We start from the raw sequence: 26,748 nt of genomic DNA, 5'->3' as shown, positions 1-26,748 counted from the left end.
AAAGTCATTCAAGTTGCATCGCGGCGGCAACTGAGCGAATCTCCTGGAGCATAGTTTACTATGTCACGGGAGTGAGTGAAGGCAGCCAACAAAGAGGCGGCTTGAAGGATGAAGTGTAAAACGGAGAGAGAAACTATGTTTGAACCTATGGAACTAACCAACGACGCGGTGATTAAAGTCATCGGCGTCGGTGGCGGCGGCGGTAATGCCGTTGAACACATGGTGCGTGAGCGCATCGAAGGTGTTGAATTCTTCGCGGTGAATACCGACGCTCAGGCGTTGCGTAAAACGGCGGTTGGACAGACCATTCAGATTGGTAGCGGCATCACCAAAGGTCTGGGCGCGGGTGCAAACCCGGAAGTCGGTCGTAATGCGGCAGACGAAGATCGCGAAGCTCTGCGCGCAGCGCTTGACGGCGCAGACATGGTGTTTATCGCAGCTGGCATGGGCGGCGGTACCGGTACCGGTGCAGCGCCAGTGGTAGCTGAAGTCGCAAAAGATTTAGGTATCCTGACCGTTGCTGTCGTGACTAAGCCTTTCAACTTTGAAGGCAAGAAGCGTATGGCATTCGCGGAGCAGGGTATCACCGAGCTGTCCAAACACGTGGACTCTCTGATCACTATCCCGAACGACAAGCTGCTGAAAGTACTGGGCCGTGGTATCTCCCTGCTGGATGCATTTGGCGCAGCGAACGACGTGCTGAAAGGCGCAGTCCAGGGTATCGCTGAACTGATTACTCGTCCGGGCCTGATGAACGTCGACTTTGCAGACGTACGCACCGTGATGTCCGAAATGGGCTACGCGATGATGGGTTCTGGCGTGGCGAGCGGTGAAGACCGTGCAGAAGAAGCGGCTGAAATGGCTATCTCTTCTCCGCTGCTGGAAGATATCGATCTGTCCGGCGCACGCGGCGTGCTGGTTAACATTACTGCGGGCTTCGACCTGCGTCTGGATGAGTTCGAAACCGTGGGTAACACGATTCGTGCCTTTGCATCGGATAACGCGACTGTGGTTATCGGTACCTCTCTGGACCCGGATATGAACGACGAACTGCGCGTGACCGTTGTTGCGACTGGAATTGGTATGGACAAGCGTCCTGAAATCACTCTGGTGACCAACAAACAGGTACAGCAGCCGGTAATGGATCGTTACCAGCAGCACGGCATGGCGCCGTTGACGCAAGAGCAGAAACCGGTAGCGAAAGTGGTTAACGACAATACGCCGCAAACCACGAAAGAGCCGGATTATCTGGATATCCCTGCATTCCTGCGTAAGCAAGCTGATTAAGAATTAGCTGGAATTTGGGAATTGTGGCTCTTTGTGCTAAACTGGCCCACCGAATGTATAGTACACTTCGGTTGGATAGGTAATTTGGCGAGATTATACGATGATCAAACAAAGGACTCTTAAACGTATCGTTCAGGCGACTGGCGTCGGTTTGCATACCGGCAAAAAAGTCACCCTGACATTACGACCTGCGCCGGCCAACACCGGGGTCATCTATCGTCGCACCGACTTGAATCCTCCGGTAGATTTCCCGGCCGATGCCAAATCTGTGCGTGATACCATGCTCTGTACGTGTCTGGTCAATGAGCATGATGTGCGGATTTCAACTGTAGAGCACCTTAATGCTGCTCTGGCGGGCTTAGGTATCGATAACATCGTTATTGAAGTTAACGCCCCGGAAATCCCGATTATGGATGGCAGTGCCGCTCCGTTCGTTTACCTGCTGCTTGATGCAGGTATTGAAGAACTGAGCAGCGCCAAAAAATTTGTTCGCATCAAAGAGACCGTTCGTGTCGAAGATGGCGATAAGTGGGCTGAGTTTAAGCCGTATAATGGTTTTACGTTGGATTTCACCATCGACTTTAACCATCCGGCGATCGACTCCAGCACGCAGCGCTACGCGATGAACTTCTCTGCGGATGCGTTCATGCGCCAGATCAGCCGCGCGCGTACTTTCGGCTTCATGCGTGATATCGAATATCTGCAGTCCCGCGGCCTGTGCCTGGGCGGCAGCTTCGATTGTGCCATCGTTGTTGACGATTATCGCGTATTGAACGAAGACGGCCTGCGTTTTGAAGACGAATTCGTTCGTCACAAAATGCTCGACGCGATTGGTGACTTGTTCATGTGTGGTCACAACATTATTGGTGCATTCACCGCGTATAAATCCGGTCATGCACTGAATAACAAACTATTGCAGGCAGTCCTGGCAAAACAGGAAGCCTGGGAATATGTGACCTTCCAGGACGATGCAGAACTGCCGTTGGCGTTCAAAGCACCTTCGACTGTACTGGCATAACGACATACGCTGTCGCATAAATTCGACTGGTAAATCTGGCACTCTCTCCGGCCAGGTGAGCCAGTCGTTTTTTATCTTTCGATTGCAAAACCACCTTATCTGAAGCGACTTTTTCCCCACCAACAGATTAAAACACCATTCGATCGCTGGTTTCTTAAGCATATTTACCCGCGACTTGCTGTCATTACTGCTGTGGAGCGTACGCTTTAATGGTAATATTTATGCGCAAAAAAATGGTTTTGCATTTGTAACCCCAAACGCAGGGTATATCAGGTGGCAATAACGTGAGTGGAATACTGACGCGTTGGCGACAGTTAGGCAGACGGTACTTCTGGCCGCATCTCCTGTTGGGGATGGTCGCGGCTAGTTTTGGCCTGCCTGCGCTCGGTAATGCTGCTGAACCTAATACTCCCGCGAAGGCGACCGCCAGCAATCACGATCAATCTGCCAAAGTTAACTTTAGCCAGCTTGCTTTGCTGGAGGCGACCAATCGCCGCCCGAATTTTACCGTTGACTACTGGCATCAGCATGCCATTCGTACGGTCATTCGCCATCTTTCTTTTGCCATGGCTCCTCAGGCGCTGCCTGTTGCCGAAGAGCCGTTGCCAATCCAGGCGCACCATCTTGCGTTACTGAATACGCTCAGCGCGATGCTGACGCAAGAAGGCAGACCGCCCGCGACCGTGAGTCGCGTGACATATGCCCATTTTACCTCTCAGGCCGCATTTAGCGTTCCGGTCTGGATCAGCCAGCTGCAGGGTATCCGTGCTGGCCCTCAACGCCTCAGCTAAAAAAGAACCTTCCAACTTATAATTTTTGACTCCGCACCGCGGGGCGTTTGAGATTTTATTATGCTAATCAAATTATTAACAAAAGTATTCGGTAGCCGTAACGAGCGTACGCTGCGTCGTATGCGTAAAGTGGTCAATGTCATCAATGCAATGGAACCGGAGATGGAAAAACTCTCCGATGATGAACTGAAAGCGAAGACCGCTGAATTCCGCGCCCGTCTGGAAAAAGGCGCCAGCGTTGAAAGCCTGATCCCGGAAGCGTTCGCGGTGGTCCGCGAAGCGAGTAAGCGTGTGTTCGGCATGCGTCATTTCGACGTACAGCTGCTGGGTGGTATGGTGCTTAACGATCGCTGCATCGCGGAAATGCGTACCGGTGAAGGTAAAACCCTGACCGCAACGCTGCCAGCCTACCTCAACGCCTTAAGCGGGAAAGGTGTACACGTGGTTACCGTGAACGACTACCTGGCTCAGCGTGACGCCGAAAATAACCGCCCGCTGTTTGAATTCCTCGGCATGACCGTGGGTATCAACATGTCTGGCCTGCCTGCGCCAGCCAAGCGTGAAGCCTACAATGCCGATATTACTTACGGTACTAACAACGAATACGGCTTTGACTACCTGCGCGACAACATGGCGTTTAGCCCGGAAGAGCGCGTTCAGCGTAAACTGCACTATGCGCTGGTCGATGAAGTCGACTCCATCCTGATCGATGAAGCGCGTACGCCGCTGATCATCTCCGGTCCGGCTGAAGACAGCTCGGAAATGTATAAAAAAGTGAACAAAATCATCCCGCACCTGATTCGTCAGGAGAAGGACGATTCCGACACGTTCCAGGGGGAAGGCCACTTCTCTGTTGATGAGAAAGCGCGCCAGGTCAACCTGACCGAACGTGGTCTGGTACTGATTGAAGAGCTGTTGGTTAACGAAGGCATTATGGATGAGGGCGAGTCGCTGTACTCTCCGGGCAACATTATGCTGATGCACCACGTGACTGCTGCACTGCGCGCGCACGTGCTGTTTACTCGCGACGTTGACTATATCGTGAAAGACGGTGAAGTTATCATCGTCGACGAACACACCGGTCGTACCATGCAGGGTCGCCGCTGGTCCGATGGTCTGCACCAGGCTGTTGAAGCCAAAGAAGGCGTAGATATCCAAAACGAGAACCAGACGCTGGCATCTATTACCTTCCAGAACTACTTCCGTTTGTACGAAAAACTGGCCGGTATGACCGGTACAGCAGACACTGAAGCCTTTGAATTCAGCTCCATCTACAAACTGGATACCGTGGTTGTGCCGACCAACCGCCCGATGATCCGTAAGGATTTACCGGATCTGGTGTACATGACTGAAGCGGAAAAAATTCAGGCGATCATTGAAGATATTAAAGAGCGTACCGCAAATGGCCAGCCGGTGCTGGTTGGTACTATCTCTATTGAAAAATCGGAAGTGGTTTCTAATGAGCTGAACAAGGCGGGTATCAAACACAACGTTCTGAACGCCAAGTTCCACGCCAACGAAGCCGCAATCGTCGCCCAGGCGGGTTATCCGTCCGCAGTGACTATCGCGACAAACATGGCGGGTCGTGGTACCGATATCGTGCTGGGTGGTAGCTGGCAGGCGGAAATTGCCGAGCTGGAGGACCCGACTCCAGAACAAATCGCGCAGATCAAAGCCGAGTGGCAGGTTCGCCATGATGCGGTGTTAGCAGCAGGTGGTTTACATATTATCGGTACCGAGCGTCACGAATCTCGTCGTATAGATAACCAGCTGCGTGGTCGTTCTGGTCGTCAGGGGGATGCGGGGTCTTCTCGTTTCTATCTGTCGATGGAAGATGCGCTGATGCGTATTTTTGCTTCTGACCGCGTGTCCGGCATGATGCGTAAACTGGGCATGAAGCCTGGTGAAGCGATTGAACACCCGTGGGTGACTAAAGCGATTGCAAACGCGCAGCGTAAAGTAGAAAGCCGCAACTTCGATATTCGTAAGCAACTGCTGGAATATGATGACGTTGCCAATGACCAGCGTCGCGCAATCTACACCCAGCGTAACGAACTGCTGGACGTAACTGACGTTAGCGAAACCATTAATAGCATCCGTGAGGATGTCTTCAAAGCGACGATTGATGCCTATATTCCGCCGCAGTCTCTGGAAGAAATGTGGGATATCCCGGGTCTGCAGGAACGTCTGAAAAACGACTTCGATCTGGAAATGCCTATTTCAGAGTGGCTGGATAAAGAGCCTGAGCTGCATGAGGAAACGCTGCGCGAACGTATTCTGGCAAACGCCATCGAAGTTTATCAGCGTAAAGAAGAAGTTGTGGGCGCGGAGATGATGCGTCACTTCGAAAAAGGCGTGATGCTGCAAACTCTCGATTCTCTGTGGAAAGAGCACCTTGCGGCGATGGATTACCTGCGTCAGGGTATTCACCTGCGTGGTTATGCGCAAAAAGATCCGAAGCAGGAATACAAGCGTGAATCCTTCTCTATGTTTGCATCAATGCTGGAATCACTGAAGTACGAAGTGATCAGCACCCTGAGCAAAGTTCAGGTACGTATGCCTGAAGAAGTAGAAGCGATGGAGCAGCAACGTCGTGAAGACGCTGAACGTTTAGCGCAGATGCAGCAGTTGAGCCATAAAGGTGACGATTCTGCCGCGGCAGAAGAGCTGGCAGCACAAACTGGCGATCGTAAAGTGGGTCGTAACGATCCGTGTCCTTGCGGTTCCGGCAAAAAGTACAAACAGTGCCATGGCCGTCTGAGCTAAGAAAGTAACTTACTGAAAAGGCGCAGAATTCTGCGCCTTTTTTATGGACGATAAAGATGAAAATACTGCAGATCGCCGTCGGGATTATTCGCAACCAGCACCATGAAATTTTTATAACCCAGCGTGCGGCTGATGCCCACATGGCAAATAAGCTGGAGTTCCCCGGCGGGAAAATTGAAGCAGGCGAAACGCCGGAGCAGGCGCTGATTCGCGAGTTACAGGAAGAAGTAGGCATTACGCCGACTCAAAGCTCACTGTTCGAAAAGCTGGAGTACCAGTTTCCGGACCGGCATATCACTCTGTGGTTCTGGCTGGTTGAAAGCTGGGAAGGCGAACCGTGGGGGAAAGAGGGGCAACCGGCGCAGTGGATTGCGCAAGATGCTCTGAATGCAGAAGATTTTCCGCCTGCGAATGCGCCGGTAATTGAAAAGCTGATTGCTGGTTAAAGGTGTTCCTAGGCCGGATTAGGCAACCCCACCATCCGGCAAATTAGGGCGGGGTCGCTACGCTTGCCCGCCCTACGTTTTAGCTGAATTACTTCTGCTCTTCACTCCAGTCGTCGTTTTCCGACAGATCACCAGAGCTTGGGATACGTTTCTCTTCTGCGGCCCACTCACCCAGATCGATTAACTGGCAGCGCTTGCTGCAGAATGGGCGAAACGGGCTGACTTCACCCCACACTACGGGTTTGCCGCAGGTTGGGCAGTTGACGATGGTTTGTTCAGACATGTTGACTCCTTAACAGCACGCCAGATCAAAATCGAGACGCTCAGGCACCTGGCCATTCTCGCTATCCAGCGGCATAAAGCGAATAGCAAAGCGGCTCTTATGACCAGAAATTTGCGGATAAAGCTGCGAATCAAGCGGCAGCTGCAAGCGAAGCAGATCGGCATCTTCGCCGTTGTCCTGATAAAAACCATTCAAGCTGGTTTGCTTACGGAATGGCGCAGAGTTGCGAATTAAATCCAGCACCAGCGACAGTGCCTGATTGAGCGGATTCAGACTTGCAAGCCATGTTTCAACCTGCGCGTCGCGATGCGACTGCGGTAGATGTAACCAAATATGCAGGGTCGGCAGATCGAAACTGCAGCATCCGCCAGGAATGCTTAAACGCTGACGTACAAGGCCAATCAGACGATCTTCGCGCAGCGTCTGTCCAATACGCGGAGCCGAAATCAGAATGCTGCCCGCGCTTTTTAACTGCTGGCGCAATGCGTCGATCCTGTTTTGATCGACGCCGGGAACTTCAACCCAGGCCTGGAGTTTACGCTGTTGTCTTTCCAGCTCTTTGAGGAGTTCGGTACGGACTTCGCCGCGTTCAAATACATCCAGTAAGTCCCCGATGTTGCGGAAAAAATGCAGTGCGCCTGCATGGTCCGCTATGGGTACATTAACGGAGAGCTGTTGGATTAAAAACTCAATGCGCAGCCATGTACGCATCTTCTCATTGAGAGGGTGTTCAAAAAGGACCTGGGTGTGCATTACGGTTTTTCCTGTGAGACAAACTGCAACGCGCATTGCAGATAGAGCGCGTGCAGGCGGGCGACATCCGAGGCGATGGCCTCCGGTGCGCCATTATTATCAATAACATCGTCTGCCACGGCCAGACGCGCTTCGCGCGTTGCCTGGGCAGCAAGAATTTGTTCAACATGCTCACGCGTGACGTCATCGCGCTGCATAGTGCGTCTGAGCTGTGTCTCGGGAGTAACATCCACCACGAGTACGCGGTTGGCTTTTTTATACAGCGAATTTTCCACCAGCAAAGGTACAACCCACAACAGATAAGGGGAGGTTGCTTGCTGAAACTGGCGCTGCGTTTCCTGCTGAATAAGCGGATGGAGCAGGGCATTCAGCCAGCTTTTCTCCTCAGGACTGGAAAAAATGCGTTCGCGTAAAATGCGTCGCTGCAACGATCCGTCGGTAGCTATAACTTCGGTACCAAAATGTTCTTCGATCGCCTTAAGGGCTGGGGTACCGGGTTCAACCACCTGGCGCGCAATAATATCTGCATCAATGACGTTTATTCCGAGGTCTGCGAACGCATTTGCAACGGTACTTTTACCACTGCCAATGCCACCGGTTAAGGCTACCGTATACCTCATAGATGCAGATCCTGGAGTTTAAGTTTGATTATCAAACAGTTAAAAGTTAAGCGTGCGACGGCGAGGTTGCTGCAGGATTAACCTACTATTCGCCAGGTAAATTTATGGGATTGTAGCGTAAAAAAAGAGAATTTCGCAGTCTTGCGCGGCATTGATTAGTGCGTATGATAGCGTCACTGGAGTTGTGAGTTTCGATTTTTCGCCATTAACCCCAGGAATCCGCACATGCGTATCGAAGAAGATCTGAAGTTAGGTTTCAAAGACGTTCTTATCCGCCCTAAGCGTTCTACTCTCAAAAGCCGTTCCGATGTTGAGCTGGAACGTCAATTTACCTTTAAGCACTCAGGTCAGACCTGGTCCGGCGTACCCATTATTGCCGCGAACATGGACACTGTCGGGACGTTTGCCATGGCAACGGCGCTGGCATCCTTCGACATCCTGACTGCGGTACACAAACACTATTCTGTTGAAGACTGGGCTGCTTTCATCGCAGAGAGCTCTGCTGATGTGCTCAAACATGTAATGGTTTCAACCGGCACCTCTAACGCAGATTTCGAAAAAACCAAACAGATTCTGGCGCTCAACCCGGCGCTGAACTTTATCTGCATTGATGTGGCAAATGGCTACTCAGAGCATTTTGTTCAGTTTGTGTCGAAAGCGCGTGAAGCATGGCCGACAAAAACAATTTGTGCGGGCAATGTGGTTACTGGAGAAATGTGTGAAGAGCTGGTACTTTCCGGCGCGGACATTGTTAAAGTCGGCATTGGCCCGGGTTCTGTATGTACCACACGTGTAAAAACCGGCGTTGGCTACCCACAGCTTTCTGCGGTTATTGAATGTGCCGATGCAGCTCACGGTCTGGGCGGCATGATTGTCAGTGATGGCGGCTGCACAATGCCGGGTGACGTGGCAAAAGCGTTCGGCGGTGGCGCGGACTTCGTTATGCTCGGCGGTATGTTGGCCGGTCATGAAGAAAGCGGCGGCAAAATTGTTGAAGAGAACGGTGAGAAATTCATGCTGTTCTACGGCATGAGCTCTGAATCAGCCATGACGCGTCACGTTGGTGGTGTTGCACAATACCGCGCTGCGGAAGGTAAAACAGTTAAGTTGCCTCTGCGTGGCCCGGTTGATAACACTGCACGCGATATCCTTGGCGGCCTGCGTTCTGCCTGTACCTATGTCGGTGCATCTCGCCTGAAAGAACTGACCAAACGTACAACGTTTATTCGTGTACAGGAACAAGAAAACCGCGTTTTCAATAGCCTGTAAGAACAGGTAGTACTATGACATGCCGGATAAGCTGTGCGCCATCCGGCATTTGAATTTATCCCACCCCGCTCATCGCATCTCCTAAATGAAAAATCGGCAAATACATCGCAACGACCAGCGTACCGATTATCAGCCCCGTAATGACCAGCAACGCAGGCTCTAGTAGCGCAGCCAGATTCTCTGCCTGAGACAATGTTTTCTCGCCGTGGTGATGGGCGAGATTACGCAGCATTGTATCCAGCGAGCCGGAAGCCTCACCTGTTCTGACCAACTGTATGCACAATGGGCTGAATTCACCGCAATTTTTTAGCGCTAACCAGACCGGTTGTCCGGCGCTGATGTCGTGATGTACCTGCGCTAAGCGTTGCGACCAGAAAGGGTTGGCCAACGTTTCAGTGACGCTCTCAAGGCCTTGCAGAAAAGGAATACCTGCATTTTGCGTTAACGCCAGAACAGTGAAGATCTGCGTGAGTTTTTGCCCTCTCACCATCGGTCCTATGACCGGGAAGCCGAGCAGCAATTTCTGGCGCAGAGTGAGCCAGTATGGCTGCTGCTTCATCAGGTGATATGCCGCACCCGCTACCAGGCTGAATGCTCCCGCCAGCCATCCCCATTGGCTGCTAAAATGCGCGATGGCAATAATCCACTGAGTGAGTGCCGGTAGCGGGGTGTTAAACGACTGGTAAATGGCGGCAAACTCAGGGAGTACAAACTGCAGCATCGCGAACACCACCATCACCGCCATCGTGATAATGAAAATCGGATAGCGTAGAGCTTTTTTAACTTTATCCGCCAGTTGCTGTTGATTCTTCTGCTGGCGGGCGAGTTCAAAGCAGCAGTCGTCCAGCTTACCCGTAAGCTCTCCGGTACGGATCATTGCCTGATAAAGAGGCGGAAAAACGTGTTGCCACTGAGATAGCGAGGTGGAGAGAGAAATACCCTGTTCCATATCGTGAGCCAGCGTGCGCAGTAGCGCTTGCCATTGGCTGCTGGGATGCTGTTCAGCCAGCAAAGCTAAACTTGCCGAGAGTGTTAGCCCTGCTTTCAGCAACGTCGCCAGTTGATGTATGGTTTCAGCGCTTTTTTCACGGCTCCAGTGTGAGGCTTTGACACGCATACGATTAATGCGCAGCGGCGTGATATGCCGTTGCTCGAGAGCAAGCATCAATGAGGGGCGGGTATCGGCCCAAAGTACGCCTTCCAGTGGATTACCTTCGTTGCTAATACCTTGCCAGCGCCAAAGCAGTTTAGCTGACATGGGGCATGCCCAGTACGCGTACCAACTCTTCAAATGTTGTTAACCCTTGTTCGACGGCCTTGCAACCATTTTCGAAGAGCGTGCTCATCCCCAGTTGCTGAGCATTCGATTCCACTCCGTCTACGGACGTACCGTTGGCGATGCTCTGGCGCAATGCAGGTGTCACGGGGAGAACTTCAAACAATGCCGTACGGCCATAAAATCCGTGATAGCAATGTTGGCAGCCCGGAGCCTGCCAACGAGGCAGTGGCGTAGGCCAGATCGCTTCCGGGAGCATGATCGGCGTTTCCAGACGTTGTCGGCAATGGGGACACAATTTTCTCACCAACCGCTGCGCAATGACGAGCGTCAGCGCGGAGGCGATCATCCAGCGTGCAACCCCCATTTGCTGCAAGCGTATTAGTGTTTCTGTGGTGGAATTGGTATGCAGTGTTGATAGAACCAGATGACCGGTTTGTGCGGCTTTAAGGGCTATTTCAGCCGTTTCGCCATCACGGATTTCACCCACCATGATAATGTCGGGATCCTGACGCAGCAGCGCGCGCAATACTCCCTGAAAAGTGAGGCCGGCACGTGGATGAATTTGTGTTTGGTTAAGACCTGCGATCGGGATCTCGACTGGATCTTCCACGCTACAGAGGTTAACGTCCTGAGTGTTTCGGGTCTGCAGCGCACTATACAGCGTGACCGTTTTACCGCTTCCGGTCGGTCCGGTGACCAGAATCAGCCCCTGAGGCTGCTGCAACGCTTGTGAAAATGCTGCCAGCTGCGCGTCCTGCATTCCCAGCGCGGTGATTTCCAGCGCTTGATCGACCTGATGCAGTAGCCGTAGCACCACTTTTTCGCCAAAGCGACAGGGCAGGGTGGCGATGCGAAACGAGACCGGCTCTCCTGAAATTTCAACGGTAAATTGGCCGTCTTGCGCAAGTCGGTGCTCGGCAATATCCAGACTGCCTAAAACTTTTAGTCTGGCAGTGATGGCGATACCCATCTCGGTCGTGACGTCCGGTAAAGCATGCAGTACGCCATCCACACGTAATCTGATTCGATAGTGATTTTCCGCTGGTTCAAAATGAATATCAGAAGCCCGTTGCACCAGCGCGGATTGAAACGTCTGATTCAGCAAATCTGCTGCGCTGGCGCTGCTTTTCGTGACCACTGCCGGGAGCATTTTCTGTGGCGTATGCGTGTGGCCTTCCATTTGTTGACGCGTCCAGCAGACGATGTCGATACGTCGGGTGGTGGCAAAATGCAGTGCGTCCAGCAATTCGTGGGATGGAGCGTCCACGACGGCGATGTGCACCACTTCATTGTCTGCATCCAGTAATATTCCCTGATGACGTTGGCACAGCGCCGTAAGTTGGGTGGTATTCATCTCTTTTCCTTAATTAATATCGAAACGGAAAACGTCTTCACAGGCCTGTTGCAATGCGCTGTCATTCTGGATAACGCAGTTACGGCTCCAGCCGGTAATACCGTTGGCATTGTCCCAACCCGGCGTCATGGTGATGCTTAACCCGTTCAGGCTTTCTTGTCCGCTGAGGCTGACCACTCCTTTTTCAACGCTCATGGCGGAGACATAACGGGTGGTGGCTGGAGAAGGGATGCCATTCGTTCCGGCATCACAGGTTGTTGTTCCGCCATGCTCCAGCGCACAGAGCTCAACCGCCGTGCGATAGGGAACAAAGGTTTGCAGCATGTCTGTTAACGCGGCTTTGCGCAGATAGTTTTGATAAGCCGGAATACCGATGGCGCTAAGGATGGCAATAATGCCAATGACCACCATGAGTTCGATAAGTGTGAAGCCTCGTTGCTTGTCCATCGTTCGCTCCTTGAGTTAGCTGGCGCTACTTTGGCAAACGCTCGGGGTCACGGCGAGAGGCAAAAAACAGAACGGGAAGGCGGGTTCCGAGGATTTTTATGAAATTACAGAGTCAGACACCGTATTTGCGAAGAGGCTCCAAGAAACAGCCGTATGGCGGCGTAAACGCTTATCCGGCCGATAGAAAAAACCGACGTGATGGGCCCGATAAGTGAAAGTACTATCGGGCTACACCATCAGTAATTAGCGAAAACGCATAGAGAGATCGAGCGCGCGAACATGCTTGGTCAGCGCGCCAACAGATATGAAATCCACGCCAGTTTCGGCAAATTCGCGCAGAGTTTCATGAGTGACGTTACCCGACACTTCCAGACGCGCCTGGCCGTTGGTGCGTTTTACCGCTTCCCGCATTTGGTCAGTTTCGAAGTTATCGAGCATGATGATGTCGGCCCCTGCTTTCAGCGCGTCGTCCAGTTCATCCAGGCTTTCTACTTCGACTTCAACCGGCACATCCGGGTGCAGCCAGAAGGCTTTTTCAACGGCCTGACGTACCGAACCTGAAGCAATAATGTGGTTTTCTTTAATCAGGAAAGCGTCAGAAAGGCCCAGACGATGATTCGCGCCGCCGCCGCATAATACGGCGTATTTCAGCGCGGTACGCAGCCCCGGCAGAGTTTTACGTGTATCCAGCAGTTGGGTTTTTGTTCCCGCCAGCAGGTCGACATATTTACGCACCTCGCTCGCCACACCCGAAAGCGTCTGTACAAAATTAAGCGCGGTACGTTCGCCGGTGAGCAGCACGCGGGAAGGGCCGTCCAGTTCAAATAGCGGCTGATTGGCCTTAATGCTGTCGCCATCTTCGACATGCCAGGTGATGTTGACATCATCGCCAGCCAGTTGAATAAAGACCTCTTCCACCCAACGTTTTCCACAAAAAACGCCATCTTCGCGGGTGATCACGGTGGCGTGGGAGCGCATCTCCGCGGGTAAAAGCTGTGCGGTGATATCGTTATTGGCATCAACTTCTCCGCCTAAATCTTCACGCAGCGCCTGAGCTACAGCGGCAGGGATATCCAGATTTATGCGTTCCAACAGCGCGTCACGTCGGTAGTCAGGGTTATAGCGGCGAGGCGGCATGATAAAACTCCAAATTGCTAACGAATCATAAGGTGGAAACATGCTACCCTGAACCTGATATGAGCACCACCAATAAGGAGATTCTGCATGTTGTTAGACGAGGGCTGGCTGGCAGAGGCGCGACGCGTTCCCTCTCCTCATTACGATTGCCGCCCGGATGACGAAAACCCTTCTCTGCTGGTGGTGCATAATATCAGCCTGCCGCCTGGCGAGTTTGGCGGCCCGTGGATCGATGCGCTGTTTACGGGCACGATTGATCCCAATGCCCATCCTTATTTTGCCGGGATCGCCCATTTGCGCGTTTCGGCACATTGTTTAATTCGCCGTGACGGTGAAATCGTGCAGTATGTCCCCTTTGATAAACGCGCCTGGCATGCTGGCGTGTCGAACTATCAAGGCCGCGAACGCTGTAATGATTTCTCAATTGGTATTGAGCTGGAAGGGACGGATACGCTGGCTTATACCGATGCGCAGTATCAGCAACTGGCAGCCGTGACGAATGCCCTGATTACGCGTTATCCGGCCATTGCCAACAACATGACAGGACATTGCAATATTGCGCCCGAGCGTAAGACCGATCCCGGGCCCTCTTTTGACTGGGCAAGGTTTCGCGCCCTGGTCACCCCCTCGTCGCACAAGGAGATGACATGACGCTGTTTACAACATTACTGGTGTTGATTGTTGAACGCCTGTTTAAGCTGGGTGAGCACTGGCAGCTTGATCACCGGGTTGAAGCTTTTTTCCGCCGGGTGAAGCATTTTTCGATGATGCGTACGGTAGGCATGGCCCTTATTGCGATGGGGGTGACGTTCCTGCTGCTGCGCGCACTTCAAGGCCTGTTGTTTAACGTGCCTTTGCTGGTGGCGTGGATCTTAATTGGTTTGCTGTGCATCGGCGCTGGCAAGACGCGTCTTCATTATCATGCCTATCTGAACGCGGCTGCTCGCGATGACGCTCACGCCCGTGAAGCGATGGCCAGCGAGCTGACCCTGATTCATGGGATTCCGCCTGAGTGCGATGAGCGTGAGTTCTTGCGCGAACTGCAGAACGCGCTGTTATGGAACAACTTTCGCTTTTATCTGGCGCCGTTATTCTGGCTGATTGTCGGTGGCCCGTGGGGACCGGTGACGCTGGTGGGTTATGCCTTTCTACGTGCCTGGCAGTCCTGGCTGGCGCGCTATCAGACGCCACACCAGCGTTTGCAATCAGGTATCGATGCGATCCTGCACGTGCTGGACTGGATCCCGGTGCGCCTGGCGGGTGTCGTCTATGCGCTGCTGGGGCACGGCGAGAAGGCGTTGCCTGCCTGGTTTGCGTCGCTGGCGGATCTGCATACTTCGCAATATCAGGTGCTTACTCGCCTTGCGCAGTTTTCTTTAGCGCGTGAACCACATACCGATAAAGTCGCAACGCCAAAAGCCGCGGTTTCGATGGCGAAGAAGACCTCGTTTGTGGTGGTGGTGGTCATTGCCGTGTTGACCATTTATGGAACATTAATTTAAGCCATTATTATTGGTGGATGGCGCTGCGCTTATCCGTCGAGGAAAAAAATTGGCCCGGTCGCTTTGTGCTTGCGGGCCAATCTTTCAAAGCGTATCAGCAGGTGGGATGCCAAAATCTGGCATCCCGTTTTCGTTCCAGCGCACCAGCTTCAGACGAGTGTGGCGGTTTGGGTCGTACAGCGGATCGCCCTCGATTTCAGTGTAATTTCTCGCGTGGTACACCAGCACATCTTCACCTTCCGGCGTTTGCGTAAAGCTGTTGTGCCCCGGCCCGTATTGGCGGTTTTCGTAGCTGGTGGTAAAGACCGGGTGCGGCGATTTGTGCCAGTTCTGCGGGTTGAGCGGATCGGCATTGAGATCAATCCACAATAATCCCATACAGTAGTTCTCATCGGTGGCGCTGGCGGAATAGCTGATAAACAGCTTATCGCCGTGAACCATGACGGCCGGGCCTTCGTTGACCCAAAAACCCCGGCATTCCCAGTCATACTCTGGATGACTGAGCATTACCGGCTCGCCTTTAATCGTCCATGGATTTTCCAGTTCGGCGAGATAGATATTGGAGTTTCCGGCGATATCGGGGGATTTCTGCGCCCACAGATACCACTGTTTTCCCTGATGGTTAAAGGTGGTGGCATCGAGCGCGAAGGTATCAAACTGCGTTTTAATCTGCCCTTTCTCTGTCCATTGGCCGGTCAGCGGATCGGCGTCTGCACATTCGAGCGCAAACATACGGTGCTGGAACATCCCCAGCTTGTCGAGCGCCTGTGTGTGGGCGGCGGCAAAATAGATGTACCACTTGCCTGCCAGATGATGGATCTCAGGTGCCCAGATCAACTGGCTCATGGGGCCGTTTTCTGGTTTGCGCCAGACGACAACCGGGACGGCGGTGCGTAACCCTTCCAGCGAGTCCGCCCGGCGGATCTCCAGGCGATCGTATTCGGGTACTGAAGCAATGAAATAGTAGTGGCTACCGTCACGTAAAATAAACGGGTCGGCACGCTGTTCAATAAAGGGGTTTGGCCACTGATTCATTAGGCTTTCCTTACGTTTTCAGTCGTTTTTATATCGTGGTACTCATTCAGTTCACGGTAGTTGGCGCGGCGCTTTTCTAAATCTGTCTGGATTTGTTGCATAAACTCGCGGTCAACTTTCAGCAGACGAACTACGCCTGCGGTAATCAGGTAGCCTACACCCGGTATGATGGTAAACAGCAGCATAATACCGTTAATGGCGGAGTCGCTTTGCGCTTTCGCCCCTGCGTCGTAGCCGTACCAGGAGAGCAGGAAACCAACCATCGCTCCGGCAATCGCCAGGCCCAGTTTCAGGAAGAACAGGTTGCCGGAGAAGCTGATTCCGGTGATACGTTTACCGGTTTTCCACTCGCCGTAATCATCGACATCCGCCATCAGCGACCAGTGCAGTGGGGATGGGATCTGATGCAGAATGTTGAGCAGGAAGTAAAGCACCATAATCATCATGGTGGCTTTAGGATCGAAGAAGTAAAACGCGCCGGAGAAAATCGCCAGGATGATATTGGTCCAGAAGAAGACTTTCAGTTTGCACCAGCGATCGGTCAGCACCTTCGCCAGCATGCTGCCGATCATCATGCCCACAACGCCAAGGCTGATAAACAGCGTTGCGAACTGCGTGCTTTGCTGCATAACCCAGGTTACGTAGTACATGGTGGCAGCCATGCGAATAAAGCCCGGACAGACGTTGCACAGGGTTAACAGCAGGATTTTTACCCACTGATCGTTCTTCCATACGTCTTTCAGGTCGGCTTTTAAATCGTCGTTAGTCGGGACGGCAGGACGTACGCGCTCACGGACGGTTGCAAAGCAAAACAGGAACATACACATGCCGATGAAGGCCAGCACTGCCATCGCCATCTGATAGCCTTTAGCTTTATCTTCCCCGCCAAACCAGTCCGCCATTGGCAGCAAGGTGAGGGAGAGCAGCAGGGTTGCAATTCCTACCAACACAAAGCGATATGACTGGCAGGCGACACGTTCCTTTGGATCGTTAGTGATGACGCTGCCGAGCGAGCAGTAAGGGATGTTGATCGCCGTATAGGTGATAGAGAGCAGGAAGTAGGTGACGAACGCATAGATTACTTTGCTGTTATATGTCCACTCAGGGGTGGTAAACATGAGTACGCTAAATAATGCGTATGGGAAAGCCATCCACAAAAGCCATGGACGAAATCGACCATATTTGCTGCGGGTGCGGTCGGCCATCGCGCCCATAATAGGGTCGGTAACGGCATCTATAACGCGTACTGAGAGCAGTAACACGCCGACCAGGGCCGGTGCCAGACCAAAAATATCTGTGTAAAAATAGTTAACAAACAACATGATGGCGCCAAAGATGATGTTGCATCCGGCGTCGCCCATTCCATAGCCGATCTTTTCTTTCACCGTGAGCTTACTGGTTTCCATCAACTGCACTCCATTAATAAGATATGGAGATAATTATTGTCTGGCAGAGGTGTTTTTGCGTTGCAGGATAACGCCAGTGATATGGACGAAACAGTCGTGAGTGGGAAAGTGTGAGGCAGGTAACAACCCCCACCTGATGCAGGTGGGGGAGGGAGAATTAATGCGCTTTAGCTACTTTGGCGGTTTTCTGTTTGCACAAATAGCCGATGCCAAGAATGGCAATCCATACCGGGATTAAGTACACCGAAATCGCCATGCCCGGCGTCATCAGCATAATCACCAGCACTGCAGCCATGAAAATCAGACATACCCAGTTACCAAGCGGATAGAGCAGCGCCGGGAAACGGGTGGTAACGCCTTGCTGCTGTTTGGCTTTGCGGAACTTCATGTGCGCCAGGCTAATCATTGCCCAGTTGATCACCAGTGCGGAAACCACCAGCGCCATCAGCAGGCCAAAGGCGGATTCCGGTGCCAGATAGTTGATCAGTACACACAGAGCCGTAACCAGCGCGGAGACCAGAATGGTGTTCACCGGTACGCCGCGTTTGTCGACGTTCATCAGCGCTTTTGGCGCGTTGCCCTGCTGTGCCAGACCGAACAGCATACGGCTGTTGCAGTATACGCAGCTGTTATAGACAGAAAGGGCAGCGGTCAGCACTACGATGTTCAGAGCATTGGCAACAAAGGTGTCGCCCAGCTCGTGGAAAATAAGGACAAACGGGCTGGTATCAGCCGTGACGCGCGTCCACGGCATCAGGGAAAGCAGAACAGCCAGCGAACCTACATAGAAAATCAGGATACGGTAGATAACCTGGTTGGTTGCTTTGGGAATGCTTTGCTCCGGGTTATCGGCTTCAGCTGCGGTGATCCCGACCAGCTCCAGCCCACCAAAAGAGAACATAATAATAGCCATCATCATCACCAGACCGGTGAAGCCGTGCGGCAGGAAGCCCCCCTGGCTCCACAGGTTACTGACGCTGGCCTGCGGGCCGCCGTTGCCGCTAAACAGCAACCAGCCGCCGAACAGAATCATCGCAACCACGGCAATGACTTTGATAATGGCGAACCAGAACTCCATTTCCCCAAACACTTTCACGTTGGTCAGGTTGATGGCGTTGATCAGCACGAAGAAGGCTGCAGCAGAAACCCAGGTGGGGATATCCGGATACCAGAACTGGATGTATTTACCTACGGCAGTCAGTTCAGCCATGGCAACCAGGACGTACAGTACCCAATAGTTCCAGCCAGAAGAGAAGCCCGCAAAACCGCCCCAGTATTTATAAGCAAAGTGGCTAAAGGAGCCTGCAACCGGTTCTTCAACTACCATTTCACCTAACTGACGCATAATCAAAAAGGCGATAAAGCCGGCAATTGCGTAACCCAGAATAATACCCGGTCCTGCAGACTGGATAACGGATGCGCTACCGAGAAATAACCCGGTACCAATCGCGCCACCCAGCGCGATTAGCTGTATATGGCGGTTCTTAAGACCGCGCTTGAGCTGATCGCCATGCTGTTGACTTTCCATCATTAAACCTCGTGTGTGGTTTTACTCTTCATATTTCGAGTACTTATTTTTTGAACTACGCAGCAATGCGTGTGTAAGTTTGCAATTCCGTTTGTTGTATTTATTTGTTTACAGATGCTTTAGATAAAATGTTGCCTCAATGCTTTTGTCTTGATCAGAATAATGATATGCGAGCGCGAATGCACCTGCTTTATGCGGGCAAGATGACGAGTTGAATAAAAAGAAACCATTTGTAAATGCGAGTTTATCTACCACAAAATTTCCATTTTGAATTTTTATTCACTAATTATGGCTAATGTGTCGATAAATAATCAGGTGAATCGGTTCAGATGAGATATTTTTTCGTTTCAATTCCGTTAAAACTACCCCGTGGTGGGTAAATTTAACATTTGTACATAGTTACATGTTTGAAACGTTATTTCTGTAATGTTGTTAAAATATGCCCCCTTTACTGATTTCAATCAAAACCTGTATGGACAGAAGGTGAATACTTTGTTACTTTAGCGTCAAGAACATGAAATTGGTAAGACCAATTGACTCCGGGCAAATGGCTTAAGACAGGAAATCATGGCCTACAGCAAAATCCGCCAACCAAAACTCTCCGATGTGATTGAGCAGCAGCTGGAGTTTTTAATTCTTGAGGGGACACTTCGCCCCGGAGAAAAACTCCCACCGGAACGCGAGCTGGCAAAACAGTTCGACGTCTCCCGCCCCTCCTTACGCGAGGCGATCCAACGCCTTGAAGCGAAGGGGTTACTGCTTCGTCGTCAGGGCGGTGGCACTTTTGTTCAGAGCAGCCTGTGGCAGAGCTTTAGCGACCCACTGGTAGAGCTGCTCTCCGACCATCCTGAATCCCAGTTTGACCTGCTTGAGACGCGCCATGCGCTGGAAGGTATTGCAGCCTATTACGCTGCACTGCGCAGCACGGATGAAGACAAAACGCGTATCCGTGAACTCCACCATGCGATCGAGCTTGCTCAACAGTCCGGCGATCTTGACGGCGAATCTGACGCGGTACTCCAGTATCAAATTGCTGTCACCGAAGCGGCACATAATGTGGTGCTGCTCCATTTGCTAAGGTGTATGGAGCCGATGCTGGCCCAGAACGTTCGGCAAAACTTCGAATTGCTGTATGCGCGTCGCGAGATGCTGCCGCTGGTGAGCAGTCACCGTACCCGCATCTTTGAAGCAATTATCGCCGGAAAGCCTGAAGAAGCGCGTGAAGCGTCTCACCGTCACCTGGCGTTTATCGAAGAGATTCTGCTGGACAGGAGCCGTGAGGAAAGCCGTCGTGAACGCGCCTTACGCCGTCTGGAGCAACGAAAGAATTAGTGATTTTTCTGGCAGAACGTTAACCAGAAGATGTTGTAAATCAAGCGCTATCGAAAGGCGCGGCAACTAAACGCAGAACCTGTCTTATTACGCTCTCTGGTGAGAACGTAATGGGACAGGTTCCAGATAACTCAACGTATTAGATAGATAAGGAATACCCCCATGTCAGAACGTTTCCCAAATGACGTGGATCCGATCGAAACTCGCGACTGGCTACAGGCGATCGAATCGGTCATCCGTGAAGAAGGTGTTGAGCGTGCTCAGTATCTGATCGACCAACTGCTTTCAGAAGCCCGCAAAGGCGGCGTGAAAGTAGCGGCAGGTGCTGGGGCCAGCAATTATGTAAACACTATTGCCGTTGAAGATGAACCGGAATACCCGGGCAATCTGGAGCTGGAACGTCGTATTCGTTCTGCTATCCGCTGGAACGCCATCATGACCGTACTGCGCGCGTCTAAAAAGGACCTCGAGCTGGGTGGCCACATGGCATCCTTCCAGTCCTCCGCAACGGTGTATGATGTTTGCTTCAACCACTTCTTCCGTGCACGCAACGAGCAGGATGGCGGCGATCTGGTTTACTTCCAGGGCCACATCTCTCCGGGCATCTACGCTCGCGCATTCCTGGAAGGTCGTCTGACTGAAGAGCAGATGAACAACTTCCGTCAGGAAGTACATGGCAAAGGCCTGTCTTCCTACCCGCACCCGAAACTGATGCCGGAATTCTGGCAGTTCCCGACCGTATCTATGGGTCTGGGCCCAATCGGTGCAATCTACCAGGCTAAGTTCCTGAAATATCTGGAACACCGTGGCCTGAAAGATACCTCTAAACAAACCGTTTACGCCTTCCTGGGCGACGGCGAAATGGATGAGCCAGAATCTAAGGGTGCTATCACCATCGCGACCCGTGAGAAACTGGACAACCTGGTCTTTGTTATCAACTGTAACCTGCAGCGTCTTGACGGTCCGGTCACCGGTAACGGCAAGATTGTCAACGAACTGGAAGGCATCTTCGCGGGCGCTGGCTGGAACGTTATCAAAGTCATGTGGGGCGGTCGTTGGGATGAGCTGCTGCGTAAAGATACCAGCGGTAAACTGATCCAACTGATGAACGAAACCGTTGACGGCGACTACCAGACCTTTAAATCCAAAGATGGCGCATACGTACGTGAGCACTTCTTCGGTAAATACCCGGAAACCGCAGCCCTGGTTGCTGACTGGACTGACGAGCAGATTTGGGCTCTGAACCGTGGTGGTCACGATCCGAAGAAAGTCTACGCTGCACTGAAGAAAGCGCAGGAAACCAAAGGCAAAGCAACTGTAATCCTGGCCCATACCATCAAAGGTTACGGCATGGGTGACACCGCCGAAGGTAAAAACATCGCTCACCAGGTGAAGAAAATGAACATGGACGGCGTGCGTTATATCCGCGACCGTTTCAACGTTCCTGTGACCGATGAGCAGGTTGAAAACCTGTCTTACATCACCTTCCCGGAAGGTTCTGAAGAGCACACTTATCTGCACGCTCAGCGTCAGAAACTGCACGGCTATCTGCCTGCTCGTCAGCCGAACTTCACCGAGAAGCTGGAACTGCCTGCTCTGGAAGACTTCGGTGCGCTGCTGGAAGAGCAGAACAAAGAAATCTCCACCACTATCGCTTTCGTTCGTGCCCTGAACGTGATGCTGAAGAACAAGTCGATCAAAGATCGTCTGGTTCCGATCATCGCTGACGAAGCGCGTACTTTCGGTATGGAAGGTCTGTTCCGTCAGATCGGTATCTACAGCCCGAACGGCCAGCAGTACACCCCGCAGGACCGTGAGCAGGTTGCTTACTATAAAGAAGACGAGAAAGGTCAGATCCTGCAGGAAGGCATCAACGAACTGGGTGCTGGCGCATCCTGGCTGGCTGCTGCGACCTCCTACAGCACCAACGATCTGCCGATGATTCCGTTCTACATCTACTACTCCATGTTCGGGTTCCAGCGTATCGGTGACCTGTGCTGGCAGGCAGGCGACCAACAGGCTCGCGGCTTCCTGGTAGGGGGAACTTCTGGTCGTACGACGCTGAACGGCGAAGGTCTGCAGCACGAAGATGGTCACAGCCATATTCAGTCTCTGACTATCCCGAACTGTATCTCTTACGATCCGTCTTACGCGTACGAAGTTGCGGTCATCATGCACGATGGTCTGGAGCGTATGTACGGTGAGAAACAAGAGAACGTTTATTACTACATCACCACGCTGAACGAAAACTACCACATGCCGGCAATGCCAGCAGGTGCCGAGGAAGGTATCCGTAAAGGTATCTACAAACTCGAAACCCTCGAAGGTAAGAAAGGTAAAGTTCAGCTGCTGGGCTCCGGTTCTATCCTGCGTCACGTGCGTGAAGCAGCACAGATCCTGGCGAACGACTACGGTGTAGGTTCTGACGTTTACAGCGTAACCTCCTTCACTGAACTGGCGCGTGATGGCCAGGATTGTGAACGCTGGAACATGCTGCACCCGATGGAAACTCCGCGCGTTCCGTACATCGCTCAGGTGATGAACGACGCTCCGGCAGTGGCATCTACTGACTATATGAAACTGTTTGCCGAACAGGTTCGTACTTATGTACCGGCTGATGATTATCGCGTACTGGGTACTGACGGCTTCGGTCGCTCTGACAGCCGTGAAAACCTGCGTCACCACTTCGAAGTTGATGCTTCTTATGTGGTTGTAGCGGCCCTGGGCGAACTGGCTAAACGTGGCGAAATCGATAAGAAAGTGGTTGCTGACGCAATCATCAAATTCAACATCGATGCAGATAAAGTTAACCCGCGTCTGGCGTAAGAGGTAAAAGAATAATGGCTATCGAAATCAATGTACCGGACATCGGGGCTGATGAAGTTGAAATCACCGAGATCCTGGTCAAAGTGGGCGACAAAGTTGAAGCTGAACAGTCGCTGATCACCGTAGAAGGCGACAAAGCCTCTATGGAAGTTCCGTCTCCTCAGGCAGGTATCGTTAAAGAGATCAAAGTCTCTGTTGGCGACAAAACTGAGACCGGCAAACTGATCATGATTTTCGATTCCGCCGATGGTGCAGCAGCCGCTGCACCTGCTCCGGCAGAAGAGAAGAAAGAAGCAGCTCCGGCAGCAGCACCTGCTGCGGCAGCGGCGAAAGAAGTACACGTACCGGACATCGGCGGTGACGAAGTCGAAGTTACCGAAGTTATGGTTAAAGTGGGCGACACCGTTGCGGCTGAACAGTCTCTGATCACCGTTGAAGGCGATAAAGCGTCGATGGAAGTTCCGGCGCCGTTCGCGGGCACCGTTAAAGAGATCAAAATCAACACGGGCGATAAAGTGTCTACCGGTTCTCTGATTATGGTCTTCGAAGTTGCAGGCGCAGCGCCTGCTGCAGCACCGGCTCAGGCGGCAGCTCCAGCAGCAGCGGCGGCTCCGGCAGCTTCTGGCTCGAAAGAGGTTAACGTTCCGGATATCGGCGGTGACGAAGTTGAAGTCACTGAAGTGATGGTTAAAGTGGGCGATAAAATTGCCGCTGAGCAGTCACTGATTACCGTTGAAGGCGATAAAGCGTCGATGGAAGTTCCGGCACCGTTCGCGGGCACCGTGAAAGAAATCAAAATCAGCACCGGCGACAAAGTCAAAACCGGTTCTCTGATTATGATCTTCGAAGTTGAAGGCGCAGCACCTGCTGCCGCTCCAGCTGCCGCGGCTGCTCCAGCCTCTGCAGCTGCACCGGCTCAGGCTGCTAAACCAGCTGCAGCTCCGGCCGCGAAAGCGGAAGGTAAATCTGAGTTCGCTGAGAACGACGCTTACGTTCATGCAACGCCGCTGATTCGTCGCCTGGCGCGCGAGTTCGGTGTAAACCTGGCGAAAGTGAAAGGTTCTGGCCGTAAAGGTCGTATCCTGCGTGAAGACGTTCAGGCTTACGTGAAAGACGCTATCAAGCGTGCTGAAGCTGCTCCGGCAGCAGCAGGCGGCGGTATTCCGGGCATGCTGCCTTGGCCGAAAGTGGACTTCAGCAAGTTTGGTGAAATCGAAGAAGTGGAACTGGGTCGTATCCAGAAAATCTCTGGTGCTAACCTGAGCCGTAACTGGGTGATGATCCCGCACGTTACTCACTTCGACAAGACCGATATCACCGATCTGGAAGCGTTCCGTAAACAGCAGAACGCCGAAGCTGAAAAACGTAAACTGGATGTGAAATTCACGCCAGTGGTCTTCATCATGAAAGCCGTTGCCGCCGCTCTGGAACAGATGCCACGCTTCAACAGCTCTCTGTCTGAAGACGGTCAGCGTCTGACCCTGAAAAAATACATCAACATCGGTGTTGCGGTAGATACGCCGAATGGTCTGGTTGTTCCGGTCTTCAAAGACGTGAACAAGAAGAGCATTACCGAGCTGTCTCGTGAACTGACCACCATCTCCAAGAAAGCGCGTGATGGCAAGCTGACCGCTGGCGAAATGCAGGGCGGTTGCTTCACCATCTCCAGCATCGGTGGCCTAGGCACGACCCACTTCGCGCCGATTGTGAACGCGCCGGAAGTGGCTATCCTCGGTGTCTCCAAGTCCTCTATGGAGCCAGTGTGGAACGGTAAAGAGTTTATGCCGCGTCTGATGATGCCGATTTCGCTCTCCTTCGACCACCGCGTAATCGACGGTGCTGATGGTGCGCGCTTTATCACCATCATCAACAACATGCTGTCTGACATTCGCCGCCTGGTGATGTAAGCGAAAAAGCCGGCCCGACGGCCGGCTTTTTTCTGGTAATCTCATGAAGTCAGTGAGGTTATTGTGCGAAAGACAAATCGGTTGCCGTTTGTTGTTTCAAAATTGTTAACAATTTTGTAAAATACGGGCGGATAGAACGACCCGGTGGACGACGGGTATAAATTAAGAGGTCATGATGAGCACTGAAATCAAAACTCAGGTCGTGGTACTTGGGGCAGGCCCTGCAGGTTACTCTGCTGCCTTCCGTTGCGCAGATTTAGGTCTGGAGACCGTCATCGTAGAACGTTACAGCACCCTCGGTGGTGTTTGTCTGAACGTCGGCTGTATCCCTTCTAAAGCGCTGCTGCACGTAGCAAAAGTTATCGAAGAAGCCAAAGCGCTGGCTGAACACGGTATCGTTTTTGGCGAGCCGAAAACCGATATCGACAAGATTCGTACCTGGAAAGAAAAAGTTATCACTCAACTGACCGGCGGTCTGGCGGGTATGGCCAAAGGCCGTAAAGTGAAAGTGGTTAACGGTCTGGGTAAATTTACCGGGGCAAACACCCTGGAAGTTGAAGGTGAAAACGGCAAAACCGTGATCAACTTTGACAACGCGATCATCGCGGCGGGTTCCCGTCCGATCGAACTGCCATTCATTCCGCATGAAGATCCGCGCGTGTGGGATTCCACCGATGCACTGGAACTGAAAACTGTTCCTAAGCGCCTGCTGGTAATGGGCGGCGGTATCATCGGTCTGGAAATGGGTACTGTGTACCATGCGCTGGGTTCAGAGATCGACGTGGTTGAAATGTTCGACCAGGTTATCCCGGCTGCCGATAAAGACGTGGTTAAAGTCTTTACCAAACGCATCAGCAAGAAATTCAACCTGATGCTGGAAACCAAAGTAACCGCCGTTGAAGCGAAAGAAGACGGTATCTACGTTTCTATGGAAGGCAAAAAAGCGCCAGCTGAAGCTCAGCGTTACGATGCAGTGCTGGTGGCTATCGGTCGTGTACCGAACGGCAAAAACCTCGACGCGGGCAAAGCTGGCGTGGAAGTTGATGACCGTGGCTTCATCCGCGTTGACAAACAGCTGCGTACCAACGTGCCGCACATCTTTGCTATCGGCGATATCGTCGGTCAGCCGATGCTGGCGCACAAAGGTGTTCACGAAGGTCACGTTGCCGCTGAAGTTATCGCCGGTAAGAAACACTACTTCGATCCGAAAGTTATCCCATCCATCGCATACACTGAACCAGAAGTTGCATGGGTTGGCCTGACTGAGAAAGAAGCGAAAGAGAAAGGCATCAGCTTTGAGACCGCCACCTTCCCGTGGGCTGCTTCTGGTCGTGCTATCGCTTCCGACTGCGCAGACGGTATGACTAAACTGATTTTCGACAAAGAATCTCACCGTGTTATCGGTGGTGCGATTGTCGGTACCAACGGCGGCGAGCTGCTGGGTGAAATCGGTCTGGCGATCGAAATGGGTTGTGATGCTGAAGACATCGCGCTGACCATCCACGCGCACCCGACTCTGCACGAGTCTGTGGGCCTGGCGGCAGAAGTGTTCGAAGGTAGCATCACCGACCTGCCAAACCCGAAAGCGAAGAAAAAGTAATCTTCCCGCTTTTGTGAAAACGCCTCTTCGGAGGCGTTTTTTTTGCCTGAAAGCTACCAGTTCTGGTAGTCATCTTATTGATATTTCCACTAAAAAAAATTGCGCAACTGCCGATACTTTTTTCGCCATTGTGTGGCTACTGGCCGCGCGGTTAAGAGGCTC

Annotated in this window: 22 protein-coding genes; 12 read left to right on the top strand and 10 right to left on the bottom strand. The window is 52.4% G+C overall.

Going from position 1 to position 26,748, the window contains the following annotated elements:
• The first annotated feature begins 135 nt into the window (after positions 1-135).
• From ftsZ to mutT, 5 genes are all read left to right on the top strand, one after another.
• Positions 136-1,287, top strand: a complete 1,152-nt coding sequence (ftsZ, locus tag OGV75_RS05450; RefSeq protein WP_003018753.1) for a cell division protein FtsZ — start codon at positions 136-138, stop codon at positions 1,285-1,287.
• Positions 1,288-1,387: 100 nt separating this feature from the next.
• Positions 1,388-2,305, top strand: coding sequence for a UDP-3-O-acyl-N-acetylglucosamine deacetylase (lpxC, locus tag OGV75_RS05445; RefSeq protein WP_006686706.1), 918 nt, complete (start codon positions 1,388-1,390; stop codon positions 2,303-2,305).
• Positions 2,306-2,589: 284 nt separating this feature from the next.
• Positions 2,590-3,096, top strand: coding sequence for a secA translation cis-regulator SecM (secM, locus tag OGV75_RS05440; RefSeq protein WP_029139762.1), 507 nt, complete (start codon positions 2,590-2,592; stop codon positions 3,094-3,096).
• A gap of 60 nt (positions 3,097-3,156) precedes the next feature.
• On the top strand, positions 3,157-5,862 hold the full coding sequence (gene secA, locus OGV75_RS05435; protein WP_016151702.1) for a preprotein translocase subunit SecA: 2,706 nt from the start codon (positions 3,157-3,159) through the stop codon (positions 5,860-5,862).
• A 56-nt stretch (positions 5,863-5,918) separates the two neighbouring features.
• A complete protein-coding gene (mutT, locus tag OGV75_RS05430) occupies positions 5,919-6,308 on the top strand; it encodes an 8-oxo-dGTP diphosphatase MutT (RefSeq protein WP_046275370.1) in 390 nt (129 codons plus the stop codon).
• Positions 6,309-6,396: 88 nt separating this feature from the next.
• Here mutT and yacG read toward each other — a convergent pair whose 3' ends face one another.
• The 3 genes from yacG to coaE are packed head-to-tail and all read right to left on the bottom strand — an operon-like array spanning position 6,397 to position 7,964.
• Complete coding sequence (gene yacG, locus OGV75_RS05425) at positions 6,397-6,591, bottom strand: DNA gyrase inhibitor YacG (RefSeq protein WP_016151704.1); 195 nt, start codon at positions 6,589-6,591, stop codon at positions 6,397-6,399.
• A gap of 9 nt (positions 6,592-6,600) precedes the next feature.
• Positions 6,601-7,344 carry a cell division protein ZapD gene (gene zapD, locus OGV75_RS05420; protein WP_016151705.1) on the bottom strand — a complete coding sequence of 248 codons (744 nt, stop codon included), beginning with the start codon at positions 7,342-7,344 and terminating at the stop codon, positions 6,601-6,603.
• Positions 7,344-7,964, bottom strand: coding sequence for a dephospho-CoA kinase (gene coaE, locus OGV75_RS05415; RefSeq protein WP_046275369.1), 621 nt, complete (start codon positions 7,962-7,964; stop codon positions 7,344-7,346). The genes zapD and coaE overlap by 1 nt, the downstream gene beginning before the upstream one ends.
• A gap of 225 nt (positions 7,965-8,189) precedes the next feature.
• Here coaE and OGV75_RS05410 point away from each other — a divergent pair, with 225 nt between their 5' ends.
• Positions 8,190-9,233, top strand: coding sequence for a GMP reductase (locus OGV75_RS05410; protein WP_200011322.1), 1,044 nt, complete (start codon positions 8,190-8,192; stop codon positions 9,231-9,233).
• Between the two features lie 55 nt (positions 9,234-9,288).
• Here the strand turns inward: OGV75_RS05410 and hofC are convergent, their stop codons facing one another.
• From hofC to nadC, 4 genes are all read right to left on the bottom strand, one after another.
• Positions 9,289-10,491, bottom strand: a complete 1,203-nt coding sequence (gene hofC / locus OGV75_RS05405) for a protein transport protein HofC (protein WP_200013957.1) — start codon at positions 10,489-10,491, stop codon at positions 9,289-9,291.
• On the bottom strand, positions 10,481-11,866 hold the full coding sequence (gene gspE / locus OGV75_RS05400; RefSeq protein ID WP_049042547.1) for a type II secretion system protein GspE: 1,386 nt from the start codon (positions 11,864-11,866) through the stop codon (positions 10,481-10,483). The genes hofC and gspE overlap by 11 nt, the downstream gene beginning before the upstream one ends.
• 9 nt (positions 11,867-11,875) lie before the next feature.
• Entirely contained in the window at positions 11,876-12,313 is a 438-nt protein-coding gene (gene ppdD, locus OGV75_RS05395) for a prepilin peptidase-dependent pilin (RefSeq protein WP_016151710.1), read from the bottom strand.
• A gap of 243 nt (positions 12,314-12,556) precedes the next feature.
• A complete protein-coding gene (nadC, locus tag OGV75_RS05390) occupies positions 12,557-13,450 on the bottom strand; it encodes a carboxylating nicotinate-nucleotide diphosphorylase (protein WP_016151711.1) in 894 nt (297 codons plus the stop codon).
• An 87-nt stretch (positions 13,451-13,537) separates the two neighbouring features.
• Here nadC and ampD point away from each other — a divergent pair, with 87 nt between their 5' ends.
• Together ampD and ampE are read left to right on the top strand one after the other, a co-directional pair.
• Positions 13,538-14,101, top strand: a complete 564-nt coding sequence (gene ampD, locus OGV75_RS05385) for a 1,6-anhydro-N-acetylmuramyl-L-alanine amidase AmpD (protein ID WP_016151712.1) — start codon at positions 13,538-13,540, stop codon at positions 14,099-14,101.
• Positions 14,098-14,952 (top strand): beta-lactamase regulator AmpE, encoded by an 855-nt coding sequence (ampE, locus tag OGV75_RS05380; RefSeq protein WP_016155697.1) that lies wholly within the window; start codon positions 14,098-14,100, stop codon positions 14,950-14,952. The genes ampD and ampE overlap by 4 nt, the downstream gene beginning before the upstream one ends.
• An 84-nt stretch (positions 14,953-15,036) precedes the next feature.
• Here ampE and OGV75_RS05375 read toward each other — a convergent pair whose 3' ends face one another.
• From OGV75_RS05375 to aroP, 3 genes are all read right to left on the bottom strand, one after another.
• Entirely contained in the window at positions 15,037-15,987 is a 951-nt protein-coding gene (locus OGV75_RS05375) for a glycoside hydrolase family 43 protein (RefSeq protein WP_151222956.1), read from the bottom strand.
• Entirely contained in the window at positions 15,987-17,393 is a 1,407-nt protein-coding gene (locus OGV75_RS05370; RefSeq protein WP_016151715.1) for a glycoside-pentoside-hexuronide (GPH):cation symporter, read from the bottom strand. Before OGV75_RS05370 ends, OGV75_RS05375 begins: the two co-directional genes overlap by 1 nt.
• 157 nt (positions 17,394-17,550) lie before the next feature.
• On the bottom strand, positions 17,551-18,924 hold the full coding sequence (gene aroP, locus OGV75_RS05365) for an aromatic amino acid transporter AroP (protein ID WP_085951098.1): 1,374 nt from the start codon (positions 18,922-18,924) through the stop codon (positions 17,551-17,553).
• A 564-nt stretch (positions 18,925-19,488) separates the two neighbouring features.
• On the opposite strand from aroP, the gene pdhR reads away from it, so the two are divergent.
• The 4 genes from pdhR to lpdA all read left to right on the top strand — a co-directional run bounded on the left by pdhR (position 19,489) and on the right by lpdA (position 26,586).
• Positions 19,489-20,253, top strand: coding sequence for a pyruvate dehydrogenase complex transcriptional repressor PdhR (pdhR, locus tag OGV75_RS05360; RefSeq protein ID WP_003018699.1), 765 nt, complete (start codon positions 19,489-19,491; stop codon positions 20,251-20,253).
• 162 nt (positions 20,254-20,415) lie between these two features.
• Complete coding sequence (aceE, locus tag OGV75_RS05355) at positions 20,416-23,079, top strand: pyruvate dehydrogenase (acetyl-transferring), homodimeric type (protein ID WP_016151717.1); 2,664 nt, start codon at positions 20,416-20,418, stop codon at positions 23,077-23,079.
• A gap of 14 nt (positions 23,080-23,093) precedes the next feature.
• Positions 23,094-24,986: a pyruvate dehydrogenase complex dihydrolipoyllysine-residue acetyltransferase gene (gene aceF / locus OGV75_RS05350; RefSeq protein WP_016151718.1), complete on the top strand. Its 1,893-nt coding sequence runs from the start codon at positions 23,094-23,096 to the stop codon at positions 24,984-24,986.
• A 175-nt stretch (positions 24,987-25,161) separates the two neighbouring features.
• Complete coding sequence (gene lpdA / locus OGV75_RS05345; RefSeq protein ID WP_016155701.1) at positions 25,162-26,586, top strand: dihydrolipoyl dehydrogenase; 1,425 nt, start codon at positions 25,162-25,164, stop codon at positions 26,584-26,586.
• The last annotated feature ends 162 nt before the right edge of the window (positions 26,587-26,748 follow it).

Origin of the sequence: Citrobacter sp. Cb028, from assembly GCF_030336705.1 — a bacterium.
In the GTDB taxonomy this organism is placed as follows: Bacteria; Pseudomonadota; Gammaproteobacteria; order Enterobacterales; family Enterobacteriaceae; genus Citrobacter; species Citrobacter braakii.
The sequence above is the reverse complement of the archived record's forward strand: the minus strand, read 5'-3'. Positions and strand labels throughout refer to the sequence as shown.

What these genes read in the sequence shown, in the direction of transcription:
- ftsZ (WP_003018753.1), top strand. Translation starts at nt 136, where the DNA reads ATGTTTGAACCTATGGAACTAACCAACGACGCGGTGATTAAAGTCATC.
- lpxC (WP_006686706.1), top strand. Translation starts at nt 1,388, where the DNA reads ATGATCAAACAAAGGACTCTTAAACGTATCGTTCAGGCGACTGGCGTC.
- secA (WP_016151702.1), top strand. Translation starts at nt 3,157, where the DNA reads ATGCTAATCAAATTATTAACAAAAGTATTCGGTAGCCGTAACGAGCGT.
- mutT (WP_046275370.1), top strand. Translation starts at nt 5,919, where the DNA reads ATGAAAATACTGCAGATCGCCGTCGGGATTATTCGCAACCAGCACCAT.
- yacG (WP_016151704.1), bottom strand. Translation starts at nt 6,591, where the DNA reads ATGTCTGAACAAACCATCGTCAACTGCCCAACCTGCGGCAAACCCGTA.
- zapD (WP_016151705.1), bottom strand. Translation starts at nt 7,344, where the DNA reads ATGCACACCCAGGTCCTTTTTGAACACCCTCTCAATGAGAAGATGCGT.
- coaE (WP_046275369.1), bottom strand. Translation starts at nt 7,964, where the DNA reads ATGAGGTATACGGTAGCCTTAACCGGTGGCATTGGCAGTGGTAAAAGT.
- OGV75_RS05410 (WP_200011322.1), top strand. Translation starts at nt 8,190, where the DNA reads ATGCGTATCGAAGAAGATCTGAAGTTAGGTTTCAAAGACGTTCTTATC.
- hofC (WP_200013957.1), bottom strand. Translation starts at nt 10,491, where the DNA reads ATGTCAGCTAAACTGCTTTGGCGCTGGCAAGGTATTAGCAACGAAGGT.
- gspE (WP_049042547.1), bottom strand. Translation starts at nt 11,866, where the DNA reads ATGAATACCACCCAACTTACGGCGCTGTGCCAACGTCATCAGGGAATA.
- ppdD (WP_016151710.1), bottom strand. Translation starts at nt 12,313, where the DNA reads ATGGACAAGCAACGAGGCTTCACACTTATCGAACTCATGGTGGTCATT.
- nadC (WP_016151711.1), bottom strand. Translation starts at nt 13,450, where the DNA reads ATGCCGCCTCGCCGCTATAACCCTGACTACCGACGTGACGCGCTGTTG.
- ampD (WP_016151712.1), top strand. Translation starts at nt 13,538, where the DNA reads ATGTTGTTAGACGAGGGCTGGCTGGCAGAGGCGCGACGCGTTCCCTCT.
- ampE (WP_016155697.1), top strand. Translation starts at nt 14,098, where the DNA reads ATGACGCTGTTTACAACATTACTGGTGTTGATTGTTGAACGCCTGTTT.
- OGV75_RS05375 (WP_151222956.1), bottom strand. Translation starts at nt 15,987, where the DNA reads ATGAATCAGTGGCCAAACCCCTTTATTGAACAGCGTGCCGACCCGTTT.
- OGV75_RS05370 (WP_016151715.1), bottom strand. Translation starts at nt 17,393, where the DNA reads ATGGAAACCAGTAAGCTCACGGTGAAAGAAAAGATCGGCTATGGAATG.
- aroP (WP_085951098.1), bottom strand. Translation starts at nt 18,924, where the DNA reads ATGATGGAAAGTCAACAGCATGGCGATCAGCTCAAGCGCGGTCTTAAG.
- pdhR (WP_003018699.1), top strand. Translation starts at nt 19,489, where the DNA reads ATGGCCTACAGCAAAATCCGCCAACCAAAACTCTCCGATGTGATTGAG.
- aceE (WP_016151717.1), top strand. Translation starts at nt 20,416, where the DNA reads ATGTCAGAACGTTTCCCAAATGACGTGGATCCGATCGAAACTCGCGAC.
- aceF (WP_016151718.1), top strand. Translation starts at nt 23,094, where the DNA reads ATGGCTATCGAAATCAATGTACCGGACATCGGGGCTGATGAAGTTGAA.
- lpdA (WP_016155701.1), top strand. Translation starts at nt 25,162, where the DNA reads ATGAGCACTGAAATCAAAACTCAGGTCGTGGTACTTGGGGCAGGCCCT.